This window comes from Streptomyces winkii, assembly GCF_032248595.1.
GTDB classification, from domain to species: domain Bacteria; phylum Actinomycetota; class Actinomycetes; order Streptomycetales; family Streptomycetaceae; genus Streptomyces; species Streptomyces winkii.
This window is the reverse complement of record NZ_JASTTH010000006.1, coordinates 185,500-203,688: the sequence shown is the minus strand read 5'-3', so window position 1 is coordinate 203,688 and position 18,189 is coordinate 185,500. Positions and strand designations below refer to the sequence as shown.

At 70.5% G+C, this 18,189-nt stretch carries 18 protein-coding genes; 7 read left to right on the top strand and 11 right to left on the bottom strand.

The window, feature by feature from the left end; translation table 11 throughout:
• Nucleotides 1-87: 87 nt before the first annotated feature.
• From QQM67_RS19800 to QQM67_RS19780, 4 genes are all read left to right on the top strand, one after another.
• Nucleotides 88-1,476: an NAD(P)-binding domain-containing protein gene (locus QQM67_RS19800; protein ID WP_314175296.1), complete on the top strand. Its 1,389-nt coding sequence runs from the start codon at nt 88-90 to the stop codon at nt 1,474-1,476.
• Nucleotides 1,477-1,615: 139 nt separating this feature from the next.
• The gene (locus QQM67_RS19790) at nt 1,616-2,872 is read left to right on the top strand and encodes an MFS transporter (protein ID WP_314175622.1); all 1,257 of its coding nucleotides are present in this window, start codon (nt 1,616-1,618) and stop codon (nt 2,870-2,872) included.
• 105 nt (nt 2,873-2,977) lie between these two features.
• The gene (locus QQM67_RS19785; RefSeq protein ID WP_314175295.1) at nt 2,978-3,421 is read left to right on the top strand and encodes an AraC family transcriptional regulator; all 444 of its coding nucleotides are present in this window, start codon (nt 2,978-2,980) and stop codon (nt 3,419-3,421) included.
• 33 nt (nt 3,422-3,454) lie between these two features.
• Nucleotides 3,455-3,892, top strand: coding sequence for a VOC family protein (locus tag QQM67_RS19780; protein ID WP_314175294.1), 438 nt, complete (start codon nt 3,455-3,457; stop codon nt 3,890-3,892).
• Between the two features lie 256 nt (nt 3,893-4,148).
• Here the strand turns inward: QQM67_RS19780 and QQM67_RS19775 are convergent, their stop codons facing one another.
• Nucleotides 4,149-5,267 carry a M20 family metallopeptidase gene (locus tag QQM67_RS19775; RefSeq protein ID WP_314175293.1) on the bottom strand — a complete coding sequence of 373 codons (1,119 nt, stop codon included), beginning with the start codon at nt 5,265-5,267 and terminating at the stop codon, nt 4,149-4,151.
• Complete coding sequence (locus tag QQM67_RS19770) at nt 5,264-6,577, bottom strand: MFS transporter (RefSeq protein WP_314175292.1); 1,314 nt, start codon at nt 6,575-6,577, stop codon at nt 5,264-5,266. Before QQM67_RS19770 ends, QQM67_RS19775 begins: the two co-directional genes overlap by 4 nt.
• A gap of 851 nt (nt 6,578-7,428) precedes the next feature.
• On the opposite strand from QQM67_RS19770, the gene QQM67_RS19765 reads away from it, so the two are divergent.
• The 3 genes from QQM67_RS19765 to QQM67_RS19755 all read left to right on the top strand — a co-directional run bounded on the left by QQM67_RS19765 (nt 7,429) and on the right by QQM67_RS19755 (nt 10,770).
• The gene (locus tag QQM67_RS19765) at nt 7,429-9,699 is read left to right on the top strand and encodes a DUF1996 domain-containing protein (RefSeq protein WP_314175291.1); all 2,271 of its coding nucleotides are present in this window, start codon (nt 7,429-7,431) and stop codon (nt 9,697-9,699) included.
• Between the two features lie 154 nt (nt 9,700-9,853).
• Nucleotides 9,854-10,264 (top strand): ArsR/SmtB family transcription factor, encoded by a 411-nt coding sequence (locus tag QQM67_RS19760; protein ID WP_314175290.1) that lies wholly within the window; start codon nt 9,854-9,856, stop codon nt 10,262-10,264.
• Nucleotides 10,261-10,770, top strand: a complete 510-nt coding sequence (locus QQM67_RS19755; RefSeq protein ID WP_314175289.1) for an SRPBCC family protein — start codon at nt 10,261-10,263, stop codon at nt 10,768-10,770. Before QQM67_RS19760 ends, QQM67_RS19755 begins: the two co-directional genes overlap by 4 nt.
• A 60-nt stretch (nt 10,771-10,830) precedes the next feature.
• Here QQM67_RS19755 and QQM67_RS19750 read toward each other — a convergent pair whose 3' ends face one another.
• From QQM67_RS19750 to QQM67_RS19710, 9 genes are read right to left on the bottom strand one after another with little or no spacing between them, the layout of a single operon-like run.
• Nucleotides 10,831-12,213, bottom strand: coding sequence for a class I adenylate-forming enzyme family protein (locus tag QQM67_RS19750; protein WP_314175287.1), 1,383 nt, complete (start codon nt 12,211-12,213; stop codon nt 10,831-10,833).
• A 5-nt stretch (nt 12,214-12,218) separates the two neighbouring features.
• Nucleotides 12,219-12,809, bottom strand: coding sequence for a coronafacic acid synthetase (locus QQM67_RS19745; RefSeq protein WP_314175286.1), 591 nt, complete (start codon nt 12,807-12,809; stop codon nt 12,219-12,221).
• Nucleotides 12,806-13,927, bottom strand: coding sequence for a beta-ketoacyl synthase N-terminal-like domain-containing protein (locus QQM67_RS19740; RefSeq protein WP_314175285.1), 1,122 nt, complete (start codon nt 13,925-13,927; stop codon nt 12,806-12,808). Before QQM67_RS19740 ends, QQM67_RS19745 begins: the two co-directional genes overlap by 4 nt.
• 59 nt (nt 13,928-13,986) lie before the next feature.
• The gene (locus QQM67_RS19735) at nt 13,987-14,490 is read right to left on the bottom strand and encodes a 3-hydroxyacyl-ACP dehydratase FabZ family protein (RefSeq protein WP_314175284.1); all 504 of its coding nucleotides are present in this window, start codon (nt 14,488-14,490) and stop codon (nt 13,987-13,989) included.
• The gene (locus tag QQM67_RS19730) at nt 14,477-14,929 is read right to left on the bottom strand and encodes an acyl-CoA thioesterase (protein ID WP_314175283.1); all 453 of its coding nucleotides are present in this window, start codon (nt 14,927-14,929) and stop codon (nt 14,477-14,479) included. The genes QQM67_RS19735 and QQM67_RS19730 overlap by 14 nt, the downstream gene beginning before the upstream one ends.
• Nucleotides 14,926-16,299, bottom strand: coding sequence for an aminotransferase class III-fold pyridoxal phosphate-dependent enzyme (locus tag QQM67_RS19725; RefSeq protein WP_314175282.1), 1,374 nt, complete (start codon nt 16,297-16,299; stop codon nt 14,926-14,928). The genes QQM67_RS19730 and QQM67_RS19725 overlap by 4 nt, the downstream gene beginning before the upstream one ends.
• Nucleotides 16,300-16,345: 46 nt before the next feature.
• Nucleotides 16,346-16,612 (bottom strand): acyl carrier protein, encoded by a 267-nt coding sequence (locus QQM67_RS19720; protein WP_314175281.1) that lies wholly within the window; start codon nt 16,610-16,612, stop codon nt 16,346-16,348.
• An 18-nt stretch (nt 16,613-16,630) separates the two neighbouring features.
• Entirely contained in the window at nt 16,631-17,881 is a 1,251-nt protein-coding gene (locus QQM67_RS19715) for an ATP-binding protein (RefSeq protein WP_314175280.1), read from the bottom strand.
• Entirely contained in the window at nt 17,878-18,162 is a 285-nt protein-coding gene (locus tag QQM67_RS19710; protein ID WP_314175279.1) for a hypothetical protein, read from the bottom strand. The genes QQM67_RS19715 and QQM67_RS19710 overlap by 4 nt, the downstream gene beginning before the upstream one ends.
• Nucleotides 18,163-18,189 lie beyond the last annotated feature (27 nt).

Genomic DNA, 18,189 nt, shown 5'->3' with positions numbered 1-18,189 from the left:
GAGTGTCTATGTTGACAGGTGTCGAAACAGGTGTGACCCTGGCAGCACAAGCCATAGACAGATGTCGAAACAACTTGGGGAGCCGCCGTGAACGAGCCCACCGCCGCACTGCCCACCGTGGTCATCGGAGCCGGCCCGATCGGCCTGGCCGCCGCTGCTCACCTCGTCGCGCGGGACCAGGATCCGCTGGTCCTGGAGGCCGGCCCCACCGCGGGTACTGCCGTGCGGGAGTGGAGCCACGTGCGGCTGTTCTCCCCGTGGGCCGAGGTCGTCGACCCGGCAGCGGAGAAGCTCCTGGCTCCGACCGGATGGGTCCGCCCTGACGGGGCCGCCTACCCCTCCGGCGGCGACTGGGCCGAGTCCTACCTCCAGCCACTCGCGGACGCACTCGGAGACCGCGTCCGCTACGGGGCCCGCGTCACCGGAGTCTCACGCGAAGGCCGGGACAGAGTGGTCGACGGCGACCGTGAGGAGCAGCCCTTCACCGTCCACCTCGTGACGGCAGGCGGTCGCGAGGAGCGTCTGACAGCACGCGCCGTCATCGACGCGTCCGGCACATGGGCGACCCCGAACCCCCTCGGCGGCGACGGTCTGCCCGCCCTCGGTGAGCGCGCCGCCGCCGACCGGATCACCTACCGCGTCCCGGACCTCAACGACCCCGCCGAACGGGCCCGTTACGCGGGCAAGCGCACAGCCGTGATCGGCTCCGGCGCCTCGGCGTTCACCGCGCTCGCCGGACTCGCGGGCCTCGCGAAGGAACACCCGGGCACCCACACCTCGTGGGTGCTGAGGCGAGGTGTCGGCGCGAGCACTTTCGGCGGCGGCGAGGCCGACCAGCTGCCCGCCCGCGGTGCCCTGGGGCTGCGCGCCAAAGCGGCAGTCGACGAGGGGTACGCCGAGGCCGTCACCGGGTTCCGTACGACCGCGGTCGAGAGGGAGAACGGGCGCCTCGTGCTCGTCGCCGCGGAGGGCCGGCGACTCGGACCCGTCGACGAAGTGATCGTCCTGACCGGTCTCCGCCCTGACCTGTCCTTCCTCGGCGAGGTGCGTCTCGGGCTGGACGTACGGCTGCAAGCGCCTGTGGAACTGGCCCCGTTGATCGACCCCAACGTCCACTCCTGCGGCACCGTCTACCCTCATGGCGCGAAGGAGCTGGCCCACCCCGAGGAGAACCTCTACCTCGCCGGGATGAAGAGCTACGGCCGCGCCCCGACCTTCCTCGCGATGACCGGCTACGACCAGGTCCGCTCCATCGCGGCCGCACTCGCCGGAGACCGCGAGGCCGCCGAACGCGTCGAGCTGTCACTGCCGGAGACGGGAGTGTGCGGCGGCGCCGGACTCTTCGACGAGCCGGACAGCCGGCAGGGAGAATCCGGCAGTGAAGGCGGGGGCTGCTGCGCCCCACCGTCCACCGTGCGGACCGGGACCTCGAATCCCCGGCCGTACGCCGCGGCTGCTGACATACCGCTCGGATGAAATACCGCGCAGAGAGGTGCACCATGTGAGGCGTGCAACTCGCGCTACGCGTCCCCCACTTGGAGGCGGCCGTGGCCTTCTGCAGCAGGCTGTCCGGGACGGAACCGGCGAAGCCGGGTGACGGGCTGCCGACGTGCGGCTGACCGGCTCTCGCACCAGCGGGGACACCAGCAGTGCCGCGACCGGAGCGGGGGCCGCCCGGCCGCAGCCCCGGCTCGCCCTGCCCGCCCTCTGCGCCACGCAGATCACCAGCTGGGGCGTCCTCTACTACGCCTTTCCCGTGCTCCTGCCCCGACTGACCGCCCAGACGGGATGGTCGGGCACCGCGGCGACGGGCGCCTTCTCGGCCGCCCTGCTGGTCAGCGCCCTCGTGGGCATTCCCGTGGGGCGCGTACTGGACCGGCGCGGCCCGCGCACCGTGATGACGGCCGGGTCCGTCCTGGGCACGGCGTCGGTGCTCGCCATCGCCGTGGCACCCGACTTCCTTGTGTTCACCGGGGCCTGGCTGTGCGCGGGAGCGGCCATGGCCGGGACGCTCTACCCTCCCGCCTTCGCCGCCGTCACCCGCTGGTGGGGCGAGAACCGCGTCCGCGGGCTGACGATCCTGACCCTCGCCGGCGGCTTGGCCAGTACCGTCTTCGCACCGATCACGGCCGCGCTCAGCGAGCATCTGAGCTGGCGCGCCACCTACGCCACCCTGGCCGTGATCCTCGCGGCGGTCACCGTCCCCGCCCACGCGCTCGCCCTGCGGGCCCCGTGGCCACCAGCGCCCGAGGTGCCACACGCGGCCCAGCGGCCCGGAGCGGAGGCGACTCCCAGCAGGCCGGTCGCCCGGACGCGGCCCTTCCTGCTGCTGGCCGTCGCGCTGACGTTGTCCGCGTGCTCGTCCTTCGCCGTGGTCATCGGCATCGTCCCGCTGCTGATCGAACGCGGCGCCACGTCCACGCAGGCGGCCTGGGCGCTCGGGCTCGGCGGCCTCGGCCAGACAGTGGGCCGCATCTTCTACGCGCCCGTCGCGCGCCGCACCGGGGTCACGACCCGTACCAGCGTCCTCATCGCGGCCGGTGGCCTCACCACGGCTGCGCTCGCGGTCGTCCCCGGACCGGTGCCCCTCCTGATCGCCCTCTCGATCGGCGTCGGCATGGTCCGCGGCAACCTGACCCTGCTGCAAGCCACCGCCGTCACCGACCGCTGGGGTGCCCGGCACTACGGCAGGCTCAGCGGCATCCTCACCGCCCCCGTCACCATCGCCACGGGCCTCGCCCCCTTCACCGGAGCCGCCCTCGCCGGCCCCCTCGGCGGATATTCCGGCCTGTTCCTGGCCCTCGCAGGGGTCTCGGTACTCAGCGCCGTACTCGCCCTCGGCGGAACGCCGGGCACCCGCGGTCCCAAGTGACCCTGCGCCGACGGGACTTCACCGGACGGGACGGCGGGAAGGGCACCGCCCGCAGGACACCGCCCGCGAGAAGGCCGAACCGCCGGCCTCGCCGGTGGCCGCACAATGGACGACGTGGCCCGTGTACCGATCGCTCGTCATCTGCTCCGCGCCAGGGACCTCGCGGACGCTCACTACGCCGAGGAGCTCAGCGTGGCCGACATGGCCGCCGCCGCCGCGCTGTCCCCCGCCCACTTCAGCCGCTCCTTCAAGGCCGCGTTCGGAGAGTCGCCGCGCCAGTACCTGCTGACCCGTCGCCTGGAGCGGGCCGCCACGCTGCTGCTCGCGACCGACTGGACGGTGGCCGCTGTCGGCGTCGCCGTCGGGCTGCGGAGCATCGGCTCGTTCACCACGAGCTTCCGCAGGATGTACGGGACGACCCCGCAGGCCTACCGCGCGGCGCACCCGCCCACCGCACGGCATGTGCGCATCCCCCGCTGTGTGGCGATGACCTACGGACGGCCACGGAACCGCACGTTTCGAGAAGACGCGGCGCTGCCGCCTGCTTAGCGTCGATTCCAGGCAATCGACCAAGGAGCGGCCATGACGACGACCAAGATCGCCAACGCCCAGTTCTGGGTGCACGACCAGGACGAGGCGCTCGACTTCTACACCCGGAAGCTCGGCTGGGAGGTGCGGGCGGACGTGACGATGGAGGCGTGGAGCTTCCGCTGGCTGTGCGTCGCCCCGCCCGGCGGGGACGGTCCGGCGCTGGTGCTGATGCCGGTACCGGGGCAGCCGATGCTGGACGAGCCGGACAGCGCTCATCTGTCGGACCTGGTGGCCAAGGGCGCGGGCGGCACGCTGTTCCTGGAGACCGACGACTGCAAGGCCGCGTACGACGAACTGTCCGCCCGCGGCGTGGAGTTCAACGACCCGCCGACGGCGCAGCCGTACGGGATCGACACGTCGTTCCGGGACCCGTCGGGCAACAACATCCGGCTCACACAGGTGCTGGAGTTCGACCCGGAACGGCACTGAGCCTCTGCGGGTGCCCGGGCCGCGGCGCGCGGTCAGTGTCGAAGCCCGCCGTGGGAGCGGGCCTGCGGGTCCGCGTCGGCGTGGGTGCCCTGAGCATCGACGACACAGCGGTGGTAGTCCGCGTCTGCGAGCCGGAACGCCGCCTGGAACCGGAGGCGAGAGCGAACCCCTTCGGAGCGGCTCGCATCGCCACAGCAGTCCAACAGGGACCTGTTCGGCGCAGCCGGGGTCACGTCCGGGAGTACAGGTCCGTGGGTCAGCTGCCGCACCACCCGTCGAACAGGTGGCGGTAGATCTCCACCGCTGCCTCGACCTTGGACGCCGAGCACCACTCGTCGACGACATGGCACTGGTCGGGCTCACCCGGCCCGAGCACGACGGTCGGAGCCGGGCCGCCGTCCTCGGGCAGCGACAGCAGCTGCGCCAGGACCGAGGCGTCCGTGAAGTACCGGGCGGGCGGGTGCGGTTGGTCGTCCTCGCCTGCGGCGGCCAGAGCCTCGCGTACGAGACCGACGAACGGGTCGTGCACGTCCGTGTCGACGACGGGCAGGACCACGTGGTCCTCGACCCGGACGCCGTCGCCGCCCAGCCCGGCGACGACGGAGCGCACGTCGTCGCCGTCCACGCCCGGGACGGTGCGGACGTCGAGGAGCATCTCCGCGGAGTCGGGCACGACGTTGGGCTGGACGCCGCCGCGCAGCAGACCCACGTTCGCGGTCACCGGGCCGAACGCCGCGTGGGACGGCCAGGCGTCGTGGTCGTGCAGCGCACTGGCGGCACGGGCCAGCCGCACGACGGCGTTGTCGCCGAGCTCGGGCGCGGACCCGTGCGCGGCGCGGCCCGCCGCGGTCAGGCGCATCCAGTGCGCGCCCTTGTGGCCGGGCACGAGGCGGTTGGCCGTCGGCTCGGTCACGAGCAGCGGGCCTCCGGCCGCGAGCGACGACCGCCGCAGACGGAGGGCTCCGGTGCAGCCGGTCTCCTCGCCCGCGGTCAGGACGACTTGCAGGCCACGGCACCGGTGCGGCCGCGCGGCGTGGTCGACGGCCGCGACGAGCGCGGTGGCGACCCCCGACTTCATGTCGCTGGTGCCGCGTCCGACCACGCGGTCGCCGTCCCGTTCCGCGGCCCACGGATCGACGGTCCACTGGGCGGGGTCGGCGGGCACCGTGTCCAGATGACCGGTCACCGTGAGAGGGGCGGAGCCCGAGCCGGTGCGGGCGACGAGCTGCTCTCGCCCCTCCTCCCAGCCGGGCGTGGCCACTTCGAAGCCGTTGTCGCGCAACAGGTCCGCGCACAGCGCTGCCAGCACACCCTCGTCCGACGCCACCGTCCGCCTCCGTACCAGTTCGGTGAGGAGGTGGAGGGCGGCGGTCACCGGAGTTCCTCGTGGGCTGTCTCGCGCAGCGTCAAGATCGTCAGGAACGCGATGGCCGCGCCCGCGGTGACGTAGACGAAGAACAGGCCTGGGTGGCCCGCGTCGGACAGGGCGGTGATCACCAGCGGCGCCGTCCCGCCGAACGTCGCGACCGTGATGTTGTACCAGGTACCGATGCCCACACCGCGCAGTTCGGTCGGGAACAGCTCGCTCATGATGGCCGGTGCGATGGAGGACTGGAGGGCGTACAGGCCGAGGCCCGTGCAGAAGACCACCAGCAGTTGCGGCAGCCCGGCCCCGGGGCTGATCAGCTTGGACAGCGGGATCACGAGGCAGGTCAGCGCACCGGACCAGATCAGCAGCTGCCGCTTGCGCCCGAACCGGTCCGACAGCACGCCGAACGGATACTGCAGCGCGATGAAGAGCGCCGTTCCGACCGAGAGGGCGACGAACACGTCGTTGTCGTCCGCCCCTTGGGACTTCACGGCATACGGCGTGAGCGCGCTGAAGAACACGTAGTAGTTGAGCGTGGCCAGCAGCGTGATGCCGACCAGCTGTCCGACCGCCTTGGGGTGCTGCGTGATCGTGGTGAGCAGGGGCCGCTTCGTGCGTACGGCCTTGCCCTTGTTCTGCTCGAACTGCTCGGTCTCCGAGATGGTGCGCCGCAGATACATGCCGACGACGGCGAGGAGGCCGCCGATGACGAACGGGATGCGCCATCCGTAAGAGCGCAGTTGGTCGTCGCTGAGCACGGCCGAGAGGAAGACCCCCAGCAGCGAGGCGAGGAGCAGCGCCGAGCCGGTCGAGATGTAGAAGAAGGACGAGTACCGGCCCCGGCGGCCCAGGGGAGCGATCTCGGCCAGATACGCGGAGGCGTTGGAGACCTCACCGCCGAGCGACATGCCCTGGGAGATGCGGGCCAGCAGGAGCAGGATCGGGGCCAGCCAGCCGACCTGTTCGTAGGTGGGCAGCACTCCTATCGCCAGCGAACCGCCCGCCATCATCAGGATGGTGAGGATCATGGCCGCCTTGCGGCCGCGGACGTCGGCCATGCGACCGAGCAGCCACCCGCCGACGGGGCGGAAGAAGAAGGCGACCGCGTACGTCGCCGTCGTGTTCACCAGAGCGAGTTCGGGGTTGTCGGAGGGGAAGAACTGCGTCGCGAAGTAGATGAGGAACGTCGCGTAGACCGTCCAGTCGTACCACTCGATGGCGTTGCCGATGCTGGCCGCGACGAGGGTTCTGACCGGCAGCTTGTGAGGGGTCGAGTCGGCTGTGGTCCCTGCCGCGTCCGGCTTGATATCGCTCATGTGGTGCTCCGTATAAGTGAGAGCCCCCGGTTGACTGGTCGAATGGCCGAGCCAATTTAGCAGCGCCGTCACGTCTCGGCCAGGGTCCTGTCACGGTGGACTTTGCCCACCAGGAGGCCCATCGAGGCCTCGTGTCCTCCTAGTTGGAGGCGGGCATGCGGCGGGCGCTGCCGGAGCGCGCTCAGGGCGACCCGTCCGACCTGGTCCCGGCCATCGATCCGCGGGCTCGGCAGCGGGCGCGTACGGACTGGATGCGGGAGCGCGAGGCGTGCTCGAACGCCCGGGCCGCTACCCGGAGTCGGCGCTTGCTGTGTGAGCCGGCGGGCTCTCCCGGAGCGTCGAGGACCTCACCGCCGGCACCTCGGCGCTGCCGGGGGAGGGGGGCCACGGCGCCATCTCGCGGGAATCTCTCAACAATTCGCCCAAATCTGCCACGACGCCATTCAATCCTCTCGGCGGTGCACTCAGAAGAAAGAAGGCGGCCACACGGGAGAGTTCAACAGCCATGACAAAAACTTGTGCCATCAGCAAGAGAGCGCCGTCCTGGGGGACGGGCTGCGCTAGGCTCACGGCCGTCTTGAGGCCTTGCAGGCCTAGGCCATGTACGCGATCAGATCCGCAATTCAATGGTGTTGTCGTTCGCGACGACCCGGGCCAACGCCATTTTCCTCGATCAACTCACAGCCCTGGAGGACCACCGGGTTCGTGAATTCGGGGCGCGAATGACGCGAAATGAGTGGAGTGAAGTCAATATGGGAAGAAAAGGCCACAGACGGTCGCGCACGGCTAACAGAAGTGTAGCGATCGTCGCAGCGCTGGTGGTTGGCGGTGGTGGCGCAGCGGCGATAGGTGTGAGCGCCTTCGCGGGGGCGGACCAGGACCCCACCCCGGCCGCGAGCACGATCGACTGTCCCGATGTGAGCCTTGCACTGGGCCAGGTACCCAAGGGCGCCAGGGAGTCCGTGGGTCAGAAGCTCGCCACTCTGGACCAGCAGGTCGCGCAGGCTTACGGCCAGTGGAACTCGCAGGAGGAGAGCTCCCAGGAGGCCCTCGGGCAGTTGAAGCAGGAGCGCTCGGAGACCATCCAGAGCATGGGTCAGGACATCCAGAACGCGGGCGGCCAGGCCCCCGGTGACATGGAGTCCATGGCCCAGTGCCAGATGATGCAGGACCAGGCCACCCAGGAGGGCCAGGACGGCGGCGGCGAGGACGGCAAGCAGGTCCAGGGCCCGGTCGCCGAGGACTTCGTCAACATCGAAGACGTCCAGCCCAACGAGTCGAAGGCCGACGACCCGGGCGGCAGCTTCGAGACGAAGTGCGGCAACAACGAGGACGAGCACTTCAATTCGGACAACGTGATCGCCGCTCCCGGTGTTCTGAACGGCGCCCACCACGTGCACGACTACGTGGGCAACGAGGACACCAACTCGCAGTCCAGCGACGAGTCCCTGGCCGCGGCCAACACCACGTGCGCCAAGGGTGACCAGTCGACGCACTACTGGCCCGTGATCCGTTCACTGGACGGGAACGAGGACCAGCGGGGCGCCGTGCAGGAGGGCGACGTCCAGAAGCAGGACGACAAGGCCCAGCAGAAGCCGCAGGGCCAGCGGGCCGGTGACGACGCCGGTCAGGACCAGGACCAGGGCCAGGACCCGGCCGATGAGCAGGATCAGGGCCAGGACCAGGGTCAGGAGCAGCCCCCGGCCGACGAGCAGGACCAAGGCCAGGACCAGGGTCAGGATCAGGGTCAGGACCAGGGCCAGGAGCAGCCCCCGGCCGACGAGCAGGACCAGGGTCAGGATCAGGGCCAGAACCAGGGTCAGGAGCAGCCCCCGGCCGAAGGCCAGGACCAGGGCCAGGACCAGGGCCAGGACCAGGGCCAGGACCAGGGCCAGGATCAGGGTCAGGGTGAGGGCGACCAGGACCAGGTCGGCGGCGGCCAGGGTGCCGAGGCCCAGCCTGGCGACGGCGGTGCCAACGACCTCAACGTCGGCAGCATCCTGGAGCCCGACCCCACGATCAAACTGACCTCGGGCGGTGCCGACCAGGTCATCGAGATGCCGCGCTTCCTGCGGATCATCACCGGTGACGCCAAGTCCTTCACCAACGGCGACGAGAACGCCAACGCGTCATGGAGCTGCGAGGGCTTCGAGGACCGTCAGCTGAAGGACAAGTACCCGATCTGCCCCGAGGGCAAGAAGATGATCCGTACGTTCAAGTTCCAGAACTGCTGGGACGGTCAGAACACGGACAGCGGCAACCACCGCGACCACATGGAGTTCTCGGACGACGAGGGCAACTGCCCCGAGGGCTTCCAGAACATCCCGCAGGTGCAGCAGACGATCAAGTACGACATCCCGCAGCAGAACTTGCTCAACGCTGACACCCCGTTCGCGGTGGACTCCTTCCCGGAGCAGCTGCACAAGCCCATCACCGACCACAGCGACTTCATCAACGTCATGCCCGAGAAGCTGATGAAGGAGGCCGTGGACTGCATCAACGACAACAAGGACTGCCCGAGTGACGAGGGCAAGGACACGGGCAGCGGCAAGGGAACGGACGACGACAAGGGCACGGACGACGGCAAGGGAACCGGCGGCGGAAAGGGTTCGGACTCGAAGCCTGAGTCGCCGTCGAAGCCGGACGACTCCGCCCCGTCGGACTCGAAGCCGGACAAGCCGTCCTCGGGTTCGGACTCGAAGCCTGACTCGCCGTCGAAGCCGGACGACTCGGCCGCGTCGGACTCGAAGCCGGACAACTCGTCGTCGGCGTCGGACTCCAAGCGGGACGACTCGGCTCCGTCGGATTCGAAGCCGGACAACTCGTCGTCGGCGTCGGACTCCAAGCGGGACGACTCGGCCCCGTCGGCCGTGAACGGGGACGAGCCGTCCTCGAAGCCGGACTCGGAGTCGGTCGACTCGACCCCGGAAGCCGTGAACCGGGATGAGCCGTCCTCGGCGCCGAACCAGTCGACCGAGTTGGCGAACGACCAGGACGGTGACCTTCCCGTCACCGGCTCCGACACCCGGATCGGCCTGATCCTCGGGATCGCCGCCGCAGTCGTGGCTGCCGGCAGCGCCCAGGTGTGGTGGCTGCGCCGCAGGAACGCGGGCAGGAACTGACATGCCCTGATCCAGCGGCTCTCCAAGGAGACAGCCCCCTACCGGCGATGAACGCGCCGGTGGGGGGCTTCTCGTTGCCCGGAGGTGACTGCGTTCTCCGGGCGTCAGGATGGCCCCGGGAAAATGCGTAACCGACGTGTTACGCTTTCCTCTCATGAAGGCCCCAGCAGCTCTGGCTGACCCGGTGCGGCGGGAGATCCTCGTGCTGCTGAGCACGCGGCCGCGCAATGTCAGCGACATCACCGGTCACTTCGACGTCAGCCGTCCCGCGGTCAGCCGGCATCTGCGGGTGCTGCGCGAAGCGGGGATCGTCATCGCCGAGGACCGTGGCCGCGAGCGGATCTACCGGCTGGAGACGGCTCCGCTGATCGAACTGCGGCAGTGGCTGGAGCAGTTCTCGAACCGCTGGGAGCACCGGCTCGACGCCCTCGAAACCGAGGTCCACCGCACCCGAAGGGAGCGGCGCCGGCAGGGCCGCTCCCGGGCAGAAGCCCCCGAGGCCACCGAAGCCACAGAGGCACCAGAGGCACCAGAGACCACAGAAGCCAAGGAGAAGCCCGCATGACACCGGAGCCCAACGGGTCCCTCACCCGCACCGCGGACGGCAGCGATCTCGTCCTGGTCCGTACGTTCCGCGCACCCATCGACGACGTATGGGACTCGCTCACCGAATCCGAACGCACCAGCCGCTGGTTCGGTCCGTGGACGGGCAGCCCCGGCGCCGGGGAGACGATCACCGTGACCATGACCGCGGAAGAGGGCAGCCCCGAGAGCCAGATGAAGATCGAGGCTTGCGAGCCACCGCACCACCTCGCCATGTCGTCCGTCGACGACTACGGCACATGGCACCTGGAAGCGCACCTCACGGAGCGCGACGGCATCACCGAACTGCGCTTCGTGCAGCACCTCACCGACACCTCGATGGTGGGCGAGATGGGCCCTGGCTGGGAGTTCTACCTCGACCGGCTCGCCGCGTCGCGCACGGACGAGCCGATGCCCGACTTCGACGACTACTACCCGGCGCAGAAGGGCTATTACGAGGCGCTGGTCAGCGAATCGGGCACCGGCTGAGCCCGGCGATCCGTCCCGTACGGGCCCGCAACCCGGCCCCGAACCGGCCCATGGGCGCTGTCACTTGTGCCAGTCGGCGGTCCGCGCCGGCCGTACGGTGATGCGGTGCGGGCGCTCGTTGCGGAGCAGAAGGCGGTAGAGGGTCCTCTTGATGTCCGCGGCCAGCGCCGGACTCGGGTAGTCCACGTACACGTCGAGCTCGTAGCGGTGGTCGCCGTCCTCCGCGTGCACCCGGCTCGTCGACCGGCGCACGCCCGGGATGGCCTCGGCGGCGGCGCGGACCGAAGGGAGCCAGACCTTCTCGCCGTTGACGATGACGGAGTCGGAGAGCCTGCCCTGGATGTAGTGGTATCCGTCCTCGTCGATGGTGAAGAGGTCGCCGGTGGCGATGGTCCCCGGTGCGACCAGCGGACTGCTCTGGTCGTCCGGCACCCTGCGGCGGAGCACCGTGCTGGATTCCACCAGCAGTTCCTGGGAGCCGTCGGCGAGGCCGGACGGCCGCAGCCGCGTACGGACTCCGTGCAGCGGAAGGCCGCTGGACGCGTACCGGTGGGGCGGCTCGCGGTGCGCCGCCAGCGTGGTGACCCGAGGGCCGGCCTCGGTGAGGCCGTACGTGAGGTAGAGCTCGAGTCCGGGACGGGACGCCAGCAGCCTCGGCACGTGGGCCGGTGGCAGTCGGTCGCCGCCCACGGTCAGGGTGCGCAGTGTGCCCGGCAGGGCGAGGTCCTGCTCGATGAAGCGTGCGACCCCGGCCGGGGTCAGGGACGAGAGAGCGACCTGGTGGGTGCGCAGCGCCTCGACATAGGTCCGCGGAGTGAACGGCGGACCCGTGATGACGAGGCGTGAGCCGCGGACCAGCGCGGCGAGGGCCTGCGCCACGAGAGCGTACGAGTAGTGCAGCGGAAGGTTGAGCAGCACCGTGTCGCCCTCCCGCTGGCCGACGGCGTTCGCGTGCCGTGCCGCGTTCTCCAGCAGCGAGCCGAAGGCGTGCAGGCACCCGCTGGCGATACCGGAGGTGCCCGAGGTCATCAGGATGACCTCACCGGGGGAGTGCTGCCGCCGTTCGCTCGACGGCAGGAGCAGCAGATCGGCGTCCCCGAACGGGCGCGGGGGCGCCGCGCCGTAGCGCCGTGCGTCAACTCTCGGCGCGATCAGGGCACTTGCACCGAGCCGGCGGGCCACTTCGGTGATGCGGGCGGAACTCGACGCCGGTGCCAGGGGAACGGGCACGCCACCGTGGAGGAGCACCGCGAAGAAGGCCGTCAGGAGGGACGTGCCGTTGGGCATGGCGATCAGGACGGGGTCCCCCGCGCCCACGACCGTCCCGGCGAGGTCGTCGAGCGCGGCCGCCAGAGGCCGGGGCGGGCCGTGCCCGTGCACGTCCACCGTGCTGCTGAGGAACGTCTCGATCACATCCGCGTCCGGAAGGGAGTCCGCCGGCATGGCGCTCACTCCCGGCCTGCCGCGGCGCGCGCATCCCCGGCGTGCGTGACGCCGACCGCGGGGGCCAGCACGGCACAGCGCACCAAGTGCCCCTGTTCCCCGTGCCTCTGGTGTGCGCAGAGCACCACGTAGGGGGCGTCACCGGAGCGCAGCCATGAACGGGCGACCGTACGCGCGGCGGGCAGACCGTCCTCGGGCGTCATCGAGAACGTCAGGGACGATCCCTTGAAGCCGTGCAGCAGACAGAGCAGACTCCCCGCGCTGCCCGGGCTCGCGCCCGCGAAGCGCAGCGGGGACACGCGTGGTGCGGGAAGGGAACGCGCCACCGCGTCCATGGTGTGCAGCGTGCAGTGCGCGCTCACGAGGATCACGGCGACGTCTTCGCGGCGGTCCAGGACATCGGCGGGGCACTCCGGCAGCGCGTTCTCGACCGCGTCCGCGACCAGCCAGGCCAGCGGATCGGCGTACAGGGACGGGATACGGCTGCGGACAGCCGTCAACTGCTCCCGGGAGGCGTCCCCGTGGCCCACGACGGCGACGTCCGCCGTGTCCGGCGGGCAGATGGCGTGCGGCCCGGAGGCCGGGAAGGCGTTCATGCTGTTCCCTCGAAAGCCAGGCAGGTGTTGAAGCCGCCGAAGCCGAGGGTCACGCTCAGCCCGAGTCGGCCGGTGAACGCGGCGGGCCGGCTTTTCGGCACCGGCAGCGGGAAGTCCGGACGGAGCGTGGTGAGGCCGTGGACCGGTGGCACCGTGCGGTCACGGAGAGCCAGCAGCACGGTGATGGCCTCGATCGCACCGGTCGCTCCGAGGGTGTGGCCGAACGCCCCCTTGGTGGCGAACACCGTGGGAGCGCCGGGCGCCTGGCCGCCGGTGCCGAACAGCCTTGTGTAACTGACGGATTCGACCGCGTCGTTCGTGGGAGTGCCGGAGCCGTGGGCGTTGACCACGTTCACGTCCGCCGCACGACGGGCCGCGCCGCGCAGTGCCTTGCCGACAGCCCGTACGACGCTGTCACCGGTCGCGTCGGGGGCCGCGGGGCTCACCGCGTCATTGGCCGAGCCGGTGCCGACGAGGAAACCGTGCGCCCGAGCCCCGCGCGTACGGGCCGACCGGCCGGATTCCAGGACGAGGAACGCCGCGCCTTCCCCCAGGATCGTGCCGTCGTTGCCGGCGTCGAAGGCGCGGAGCGAGGTGGGCGACATGGTGCCGAGCGCCGAGTGCCCGAGTCTCTTGGCCGGGGTGAGGACGTCCGATCCTCCGCAGACGCAGAGGTCCTCCGCGCCGCTGCGGATGAGCTCCGCGCCGACCAGGAGGCTGTCGGAGCCGGAGGAGCAGGCGGTCGTCACGGAGAGCGGGGCCTTGGCGATGCCGAGTGCCCGTACGGCATCGGCGGCCCAGCGGTCGAGGGCCGGTACGCCGGTGGTGTCCAGGTGCGGTCCGTAGCTGGTGCCCAGCACGGGCCGCAGGCGCGCGTCGGTGAGTTCGAGCCCGGCGTCGCGTACCGCGGCGGCCAGGGCGTCGCGGGTGAGGAGGTGCTGGCGCTCGACCGGGGGCATGGACAGCGGAGGGTCGGCGACGGCCGCGGCGTCGCCGTTGCGCAGCCGGTGCTCGGAGGGGACGGAGCCGACACCGGTACGGCCGTGCAGCAGAGCGCTCCAGACCTCCTCCAGCCCGCATCCGAGCGCGGTCACCCACCCCATGCCCGTGACCCACACGTCCGCGTTCTCCTGTGCCGGCGCGGGAGTTGACGCCGGAGCCGGAGGTGAGCCGGACGTCACCACAACTGCTCGCCCAAGTCCGCGATCTTGGACCGCACCAGCGTGCCCTTGAACGCCGCGACGCGGTGATCGTCCACGGTCGCGTTGCAGGAGAAGCTGAAGGTGTCGCCCCTGAGGCGGTCACTGCGCACATCGAAGATCACGCGGTCGCCCGGGACCACGACGCGGGTGAACCGCGCCTTCACCGAGCCGATGAGGGTGATCTCGTCGTCGGTGAGGGGGGAGGTGCTGAGCTGGTAGAGGATGATGCCCGACTGGGCGAACGCCTGGGTCAGATGGCTGGCGGGGAAGACGGCCCGGTCCGGGAAGTGTCCCGCGATCACGTCCATGGTCCCGGAGACCGACAGGCTGCTCTGGAGCCGGACCCCGGCCTCGTAGTCGAGGATCCGGTCCAGATACACCATCGGGTGGCGGTGGCGAAGCCAGCTCTTGAGCTCCGTGAAGCCCATGCTCCGCTTCGCCGTCGGCTCTGTCGCCTGGGCGGAATCAACCCTCTGCACGGACAACGCACTCCTTCAGTGTCGTTCTGACGTTTTCGGGGAGCAGGGAGGGTGCTCCGGTGGAGAGGTCCACCGCGCCGAGCAGCAGGCTCCCGGACGCGCACCGCGTCACGTCGCCGGGGTTCTCCCGCGAGATCTCACCGGAGACCTGGACGCGCGCGGGCCCGACTCGTTCGACACGGGCTCTGACGCAGACGTGGTCCAGGAAGCGGGCCGGTGCGTGATAGAGCATGCGCAGTTCCACGACGGCCAGTTCGAGGTTCGCGCGAGCCAGGGCGCCGAGCCCGGCGCCGAGGCGATCCAGGTTCTCCAGCGCGGCGGTCTCGAGCCAGGAGGAGTACCGGGAGAAGTGCACGACACCGGACGCGTCGGTGTCGACGTGCTCCACGCGTCGACGGACCTCCGCCCACTCCCGCGATACGGGTTCTGCCGCGGTCACGCGGATACCTCGAGAAAGCAGCGGGAACCTGCCGCCAGGCGCTCCACGATCGCGTCCGCGTCCGCGAGGGTGGAGACGACGGGCGGGGCGACCCGCATGGTCGGGAAGACGTAGCGGAGGCCGTCCGAGCGCCGGCCCGCGCCGGCCATGAATTCGACGAACACACCGCTGCGGATCATCGTCTCGCGGAATTCGGCCAACCGGTCGGCCGAGCGTTGCGTCAGCTCGACGCCGTGCATGACGCCGGATCCTCGGCTCTCCGTGTAGAGCTCCGGGAAGGCGGTGACGAGTTCCTCGTCCAGACGCTTGGCCAGGTGCTCACCCAGATCCCGTGACTTCTCCAGCAGGCCCTCGGCCTGGATGTGTTCGAGGCCCGCCCGGATCACCGCGCAGGTGAGGGGGCGAAGATCCGAGGTGGAGATGGCGCCGGTGGCCCGTACGGTCAGGTTCCGGCGGGCGATGACCATGGACGTGGACAGCGCGCCCATGCCGAGGCTCTTGCCCACCACGGAGACATCGGTCGGAATCGGCCCGTTCTCGTCGGCCATGCCGAAGAACTGGCCCGTCTTGGCAAAGGTGAGGACCTCGTCCGCCACGAGGAGGGCCCCGCTGTCCGTGCACAACCGGGCGACTTCGCGCAGATAGCCTGCGGGCGGCACGATGATTCCGGCGTCGCCCTGAACGGGCTCGATCACCACCGCGAGTACGCGGTCACCGTGGCGTGCGAAGAAATCGCGTGCCGCGTCGAACTGCCCGAACGGGATGTGCCGGACGGTGAAGCCGTACGGCTCCGGCGCCACGGAGGGCAGTCCGATCCGGTAGTGCCTCTTGTTCAGCAGCGGGAGCAACCCACCGGTCCAGCCGTGCCACGCGCCCTCGAAGGCGAGAACGATGTCCCGGCCTTCCCGCCCTTCCGCGGGCCGTAGTCGACGGCGGTCGAAGCGGGACTCCAGCGCCAGCCGCAGGGCCATCTCCACTCCCTCGGACCCGGAATTGCGACCGGCGACGTGGTACTCGTCGGCCGGAAACTGCTCGGCCCACAACCCGTTCCCGCTGAAGAGGAGTTCGAGCAGTTTCGAGCGTTCCCACGAGTGGATCTCGTCGGTGACGTAGCCCGCCTCCTCCACGGCGCGGGAGAGAGCCGCGCCGACGACCGGTGAGCCGGCCCCCAGACACGCGCTGGCGTAACCACCGCTCGCATCGAGGACGTTCAGCTCCCGCCCCCGGTCGGCACCGCTCAGCTCCACGAAGCGGTGAGTCAGCCCCTTGGCACCGAGGCTGCCGAACGGAAGCCGCGTTCCGTACTGGTCCATGTGCATCGTGCGGTCGAACCAGGACTCGACCGTGTCGCTGTCATGTCCGTGACTCATATCAGGCAGCTCGCTTCGCGGGTGGTCCTCTGCGGACGCCATGGGCTCAGGTCGTTTCGAGCTGGGTCTCACGCAGGCGGAGAACCAGGTCGGAGATGGACCGGATGCTGGTGAAGTTCTCGGGAGTGAAGTCGTCCTCGGAGATCTCGATGCCGAACTGCTGCTCGCAGGTGACGCGCAATTCGAGGAAGCCGAGTGAGTCGAGTGCCAGTACGGTCCGCAGGCCGTCGTCGACTCCTATCTCGGATTCGGGGATCTCGCAGAACAAGTCGTTCACGATGATCGACCTGATGGCAGCCTGAATTTCCTTCATCGCGCACTCCCTTCGTAGTCACACATAGGGCCCCTGGACGGTCAGGGCGCGTTCGGCCTCGGTGAGCCGTTCGTGGACCTGATCGGCGTGGGTGCCCTCCGCGATCACCCACCCGGCCCGGCCGAAGCAGTCCTCGGGCGGCGGCTCCACCACGGCACCGCGTTCGGGCAGTTCACCGACCTCGTGGAGCCACGGCTGTGCTCTCAACTCCGGTGCCTCGGCCAGCCCTTCGAAGCGCTGCCGGCGGGCGGGGTAGAGGAACTTGACGCCGGCGGCGCGGTCCGGAGCGGGCTCGGCGCGCAGCGGGCGCCCGAGAGCCGCGTCCGCCAGCAGGCCGCCGATGCTCAGACCGGTGCCGAGGTGGGCGATCACGGAGGCCAGGTCCCCGGCGGGGCGCCCGTTGATCTCCATGACGCGGGGGCCGCGGGGCGACAGCACGACGTCCAGGTTGGCGATCGTGCGGTCGATGCCGGCGGCCAGGACGGCGTCCCGGGCAAGGGCGAGGCCGGCGGCGTACTCCGCTGCCGGGAGCGCGCCCTCGCCCATGATGTGGCCGGTGTCGATCGGGTACGGGTCGCGCGCCATGTACTTCCGGGCGCAGTAGACGACCTCGGCCGTTCCCCCGCTGCTCCAGACGTCGACCCAGAACTCCGTCCCCGTCACGTACTCCTCGACGAGGACGCCGTCGCTGGCCAGGCCCATCTTGTCGACTCCCGCGGCCAGTTCGAAGAACCGGGTGAAGTCCGCCGGGTCGGCGACGACGCCGACACCGAGGCTTCCGGACAGGCCGCGCGGCTTGACCACGACGGGGTAGCCGATGTCGGCGGCGGCCCGCAGCCCCTCGTGGACGTCGTGTACGGGGACGGACGCGGTGGGCGAGAGACCCGTGCGGTCGAGCAGCTCGCGCTGCCGGTGCTTGTCCCTGCTGATCCGCGCCGCCTCGACGGGCAGGCCGGGCAGCCCGAGCGTCGCGGCGAGTTCGGCCGCCAGGAGGATCTCCGACTCGTTGTAGGTGACGACGGCCCGCACGTCGTGATCCCGGCACAGCCGGCGGGCCTGCTCCACGGGGAACGGCGTTTCCCGTGGGTCGTACGCCTCCGCGTCCTTGAGCCAGGGCTTCTGCCAGGTCGGTGCCACCGTGTCGAGGAGGACCACGTCAGCGGCGGCGGCCAGATGGGACAGCAGGTGTCCCTGGCGGAGGCGGGAACCGGATCCGACCAGAAGCAGGGTGGACGAGGTCGCGGGCGGTTCGGACGGAGGCAGCTTCACGGCGCGAACTCCTTGCCGAGGGCGGGACGTTGTCCGGGCGTTTCCACTGCGGGATGCGTCTCGACGGCGTCGCGTGCGGCCGAGGGTCCCGCACATCTCCTGGTGCCGGTCCCCGGCAGTACGTGCTTGCCCAACTTCAGGGCGGTGGAGGCGAGTCGGGCGTGCCGGGCGTGGTCGACGGCGATGGAGACGGCGTCCACGTCCGCGTCGTGCGGTACGTCGCGGGGGTCGTCGGGGGCCACTCGGCCGCAGCCTATGACGGCGTGCGTGAAGGCTGGCATCGGGACTCTCCCAGGTGCGGCGGGGCA

Excerpts from the sequence above, each read along its gene's own strand:
- QQM67_RS19785 (WP_314175295.1), top strand. The coding sequence starts at position 2,978 with ATGGACGACGTGGCCCGTGTACCGATCGCTCGTCATCTGCTCCGCGCC.
- QQM67_RS19780 (WP_314175294.1), top strand. The coding sequence starts at position 3,455 with ATGACGACGACCAAGATCGCCAACGCCCAGTTCTGGGTGCACGACCAG.
- QQM67_RS19770 (WP_314175292.1), bottom strand. The coding sequence starts at position 6,577 with ATGAGCGATATCAAGCCGGACGCGGCAGGGACCACAGCCGACTCGACC.
- QQM67_RS19760 (WP_314175290.1), top strand. The coding sequence starts at position 9,854 with ATGAAGGCCCCAGCAGCTCTGGCTGACCCGGTGCGGCGGGAGATCCTC.
- QQM67_RS19755 (WP_314175289.1), top strand. The coding sequence starts at position 10,261 with ATGACACCGGAGCCCAACGGGTCCCTCACCCGCACCGCGGACGGCAGC.
- QQM67_RS19750 (WP_314175287.1), bottom strand. The coding sequence starts at position 12,213 with ATGCCGGCGGACTCCCTTCCGGACGCGGATGTGATCGAGACGTTCCTC.
- QQM67_RS19745 (WP_314175286.1), bottom strand. The coding sequence starts at position 12,809 with ATGAACGCCTTCCCGGCCTCCGGGCCGCACGCCATCTGCCCGCCGGAC.
- QQM67_RS19725 (WP_314175282.1), bottom strand. The coding sequence starts at position 16,299 with ATGAGTCACGGACATGACAGCGACACGGTCGAGTCCTGGTTCGACCGC.
- QQM67_RS19720 (WP_314175281.1), bottom strand. The coding sequence starts at position 16,612 with ATGAAGGAAATTCAGGCTGCCATCAGGTCGATCATCGTGAACGACTTG.
- QQM67_RS19710 (WP_314175279.1), bottom strand. The coding sequence starts at position 18,162 with ATGCCAGCCTTCACGCACGCCGTCATAGGCTGCGGCCGAGTGGCCCCC.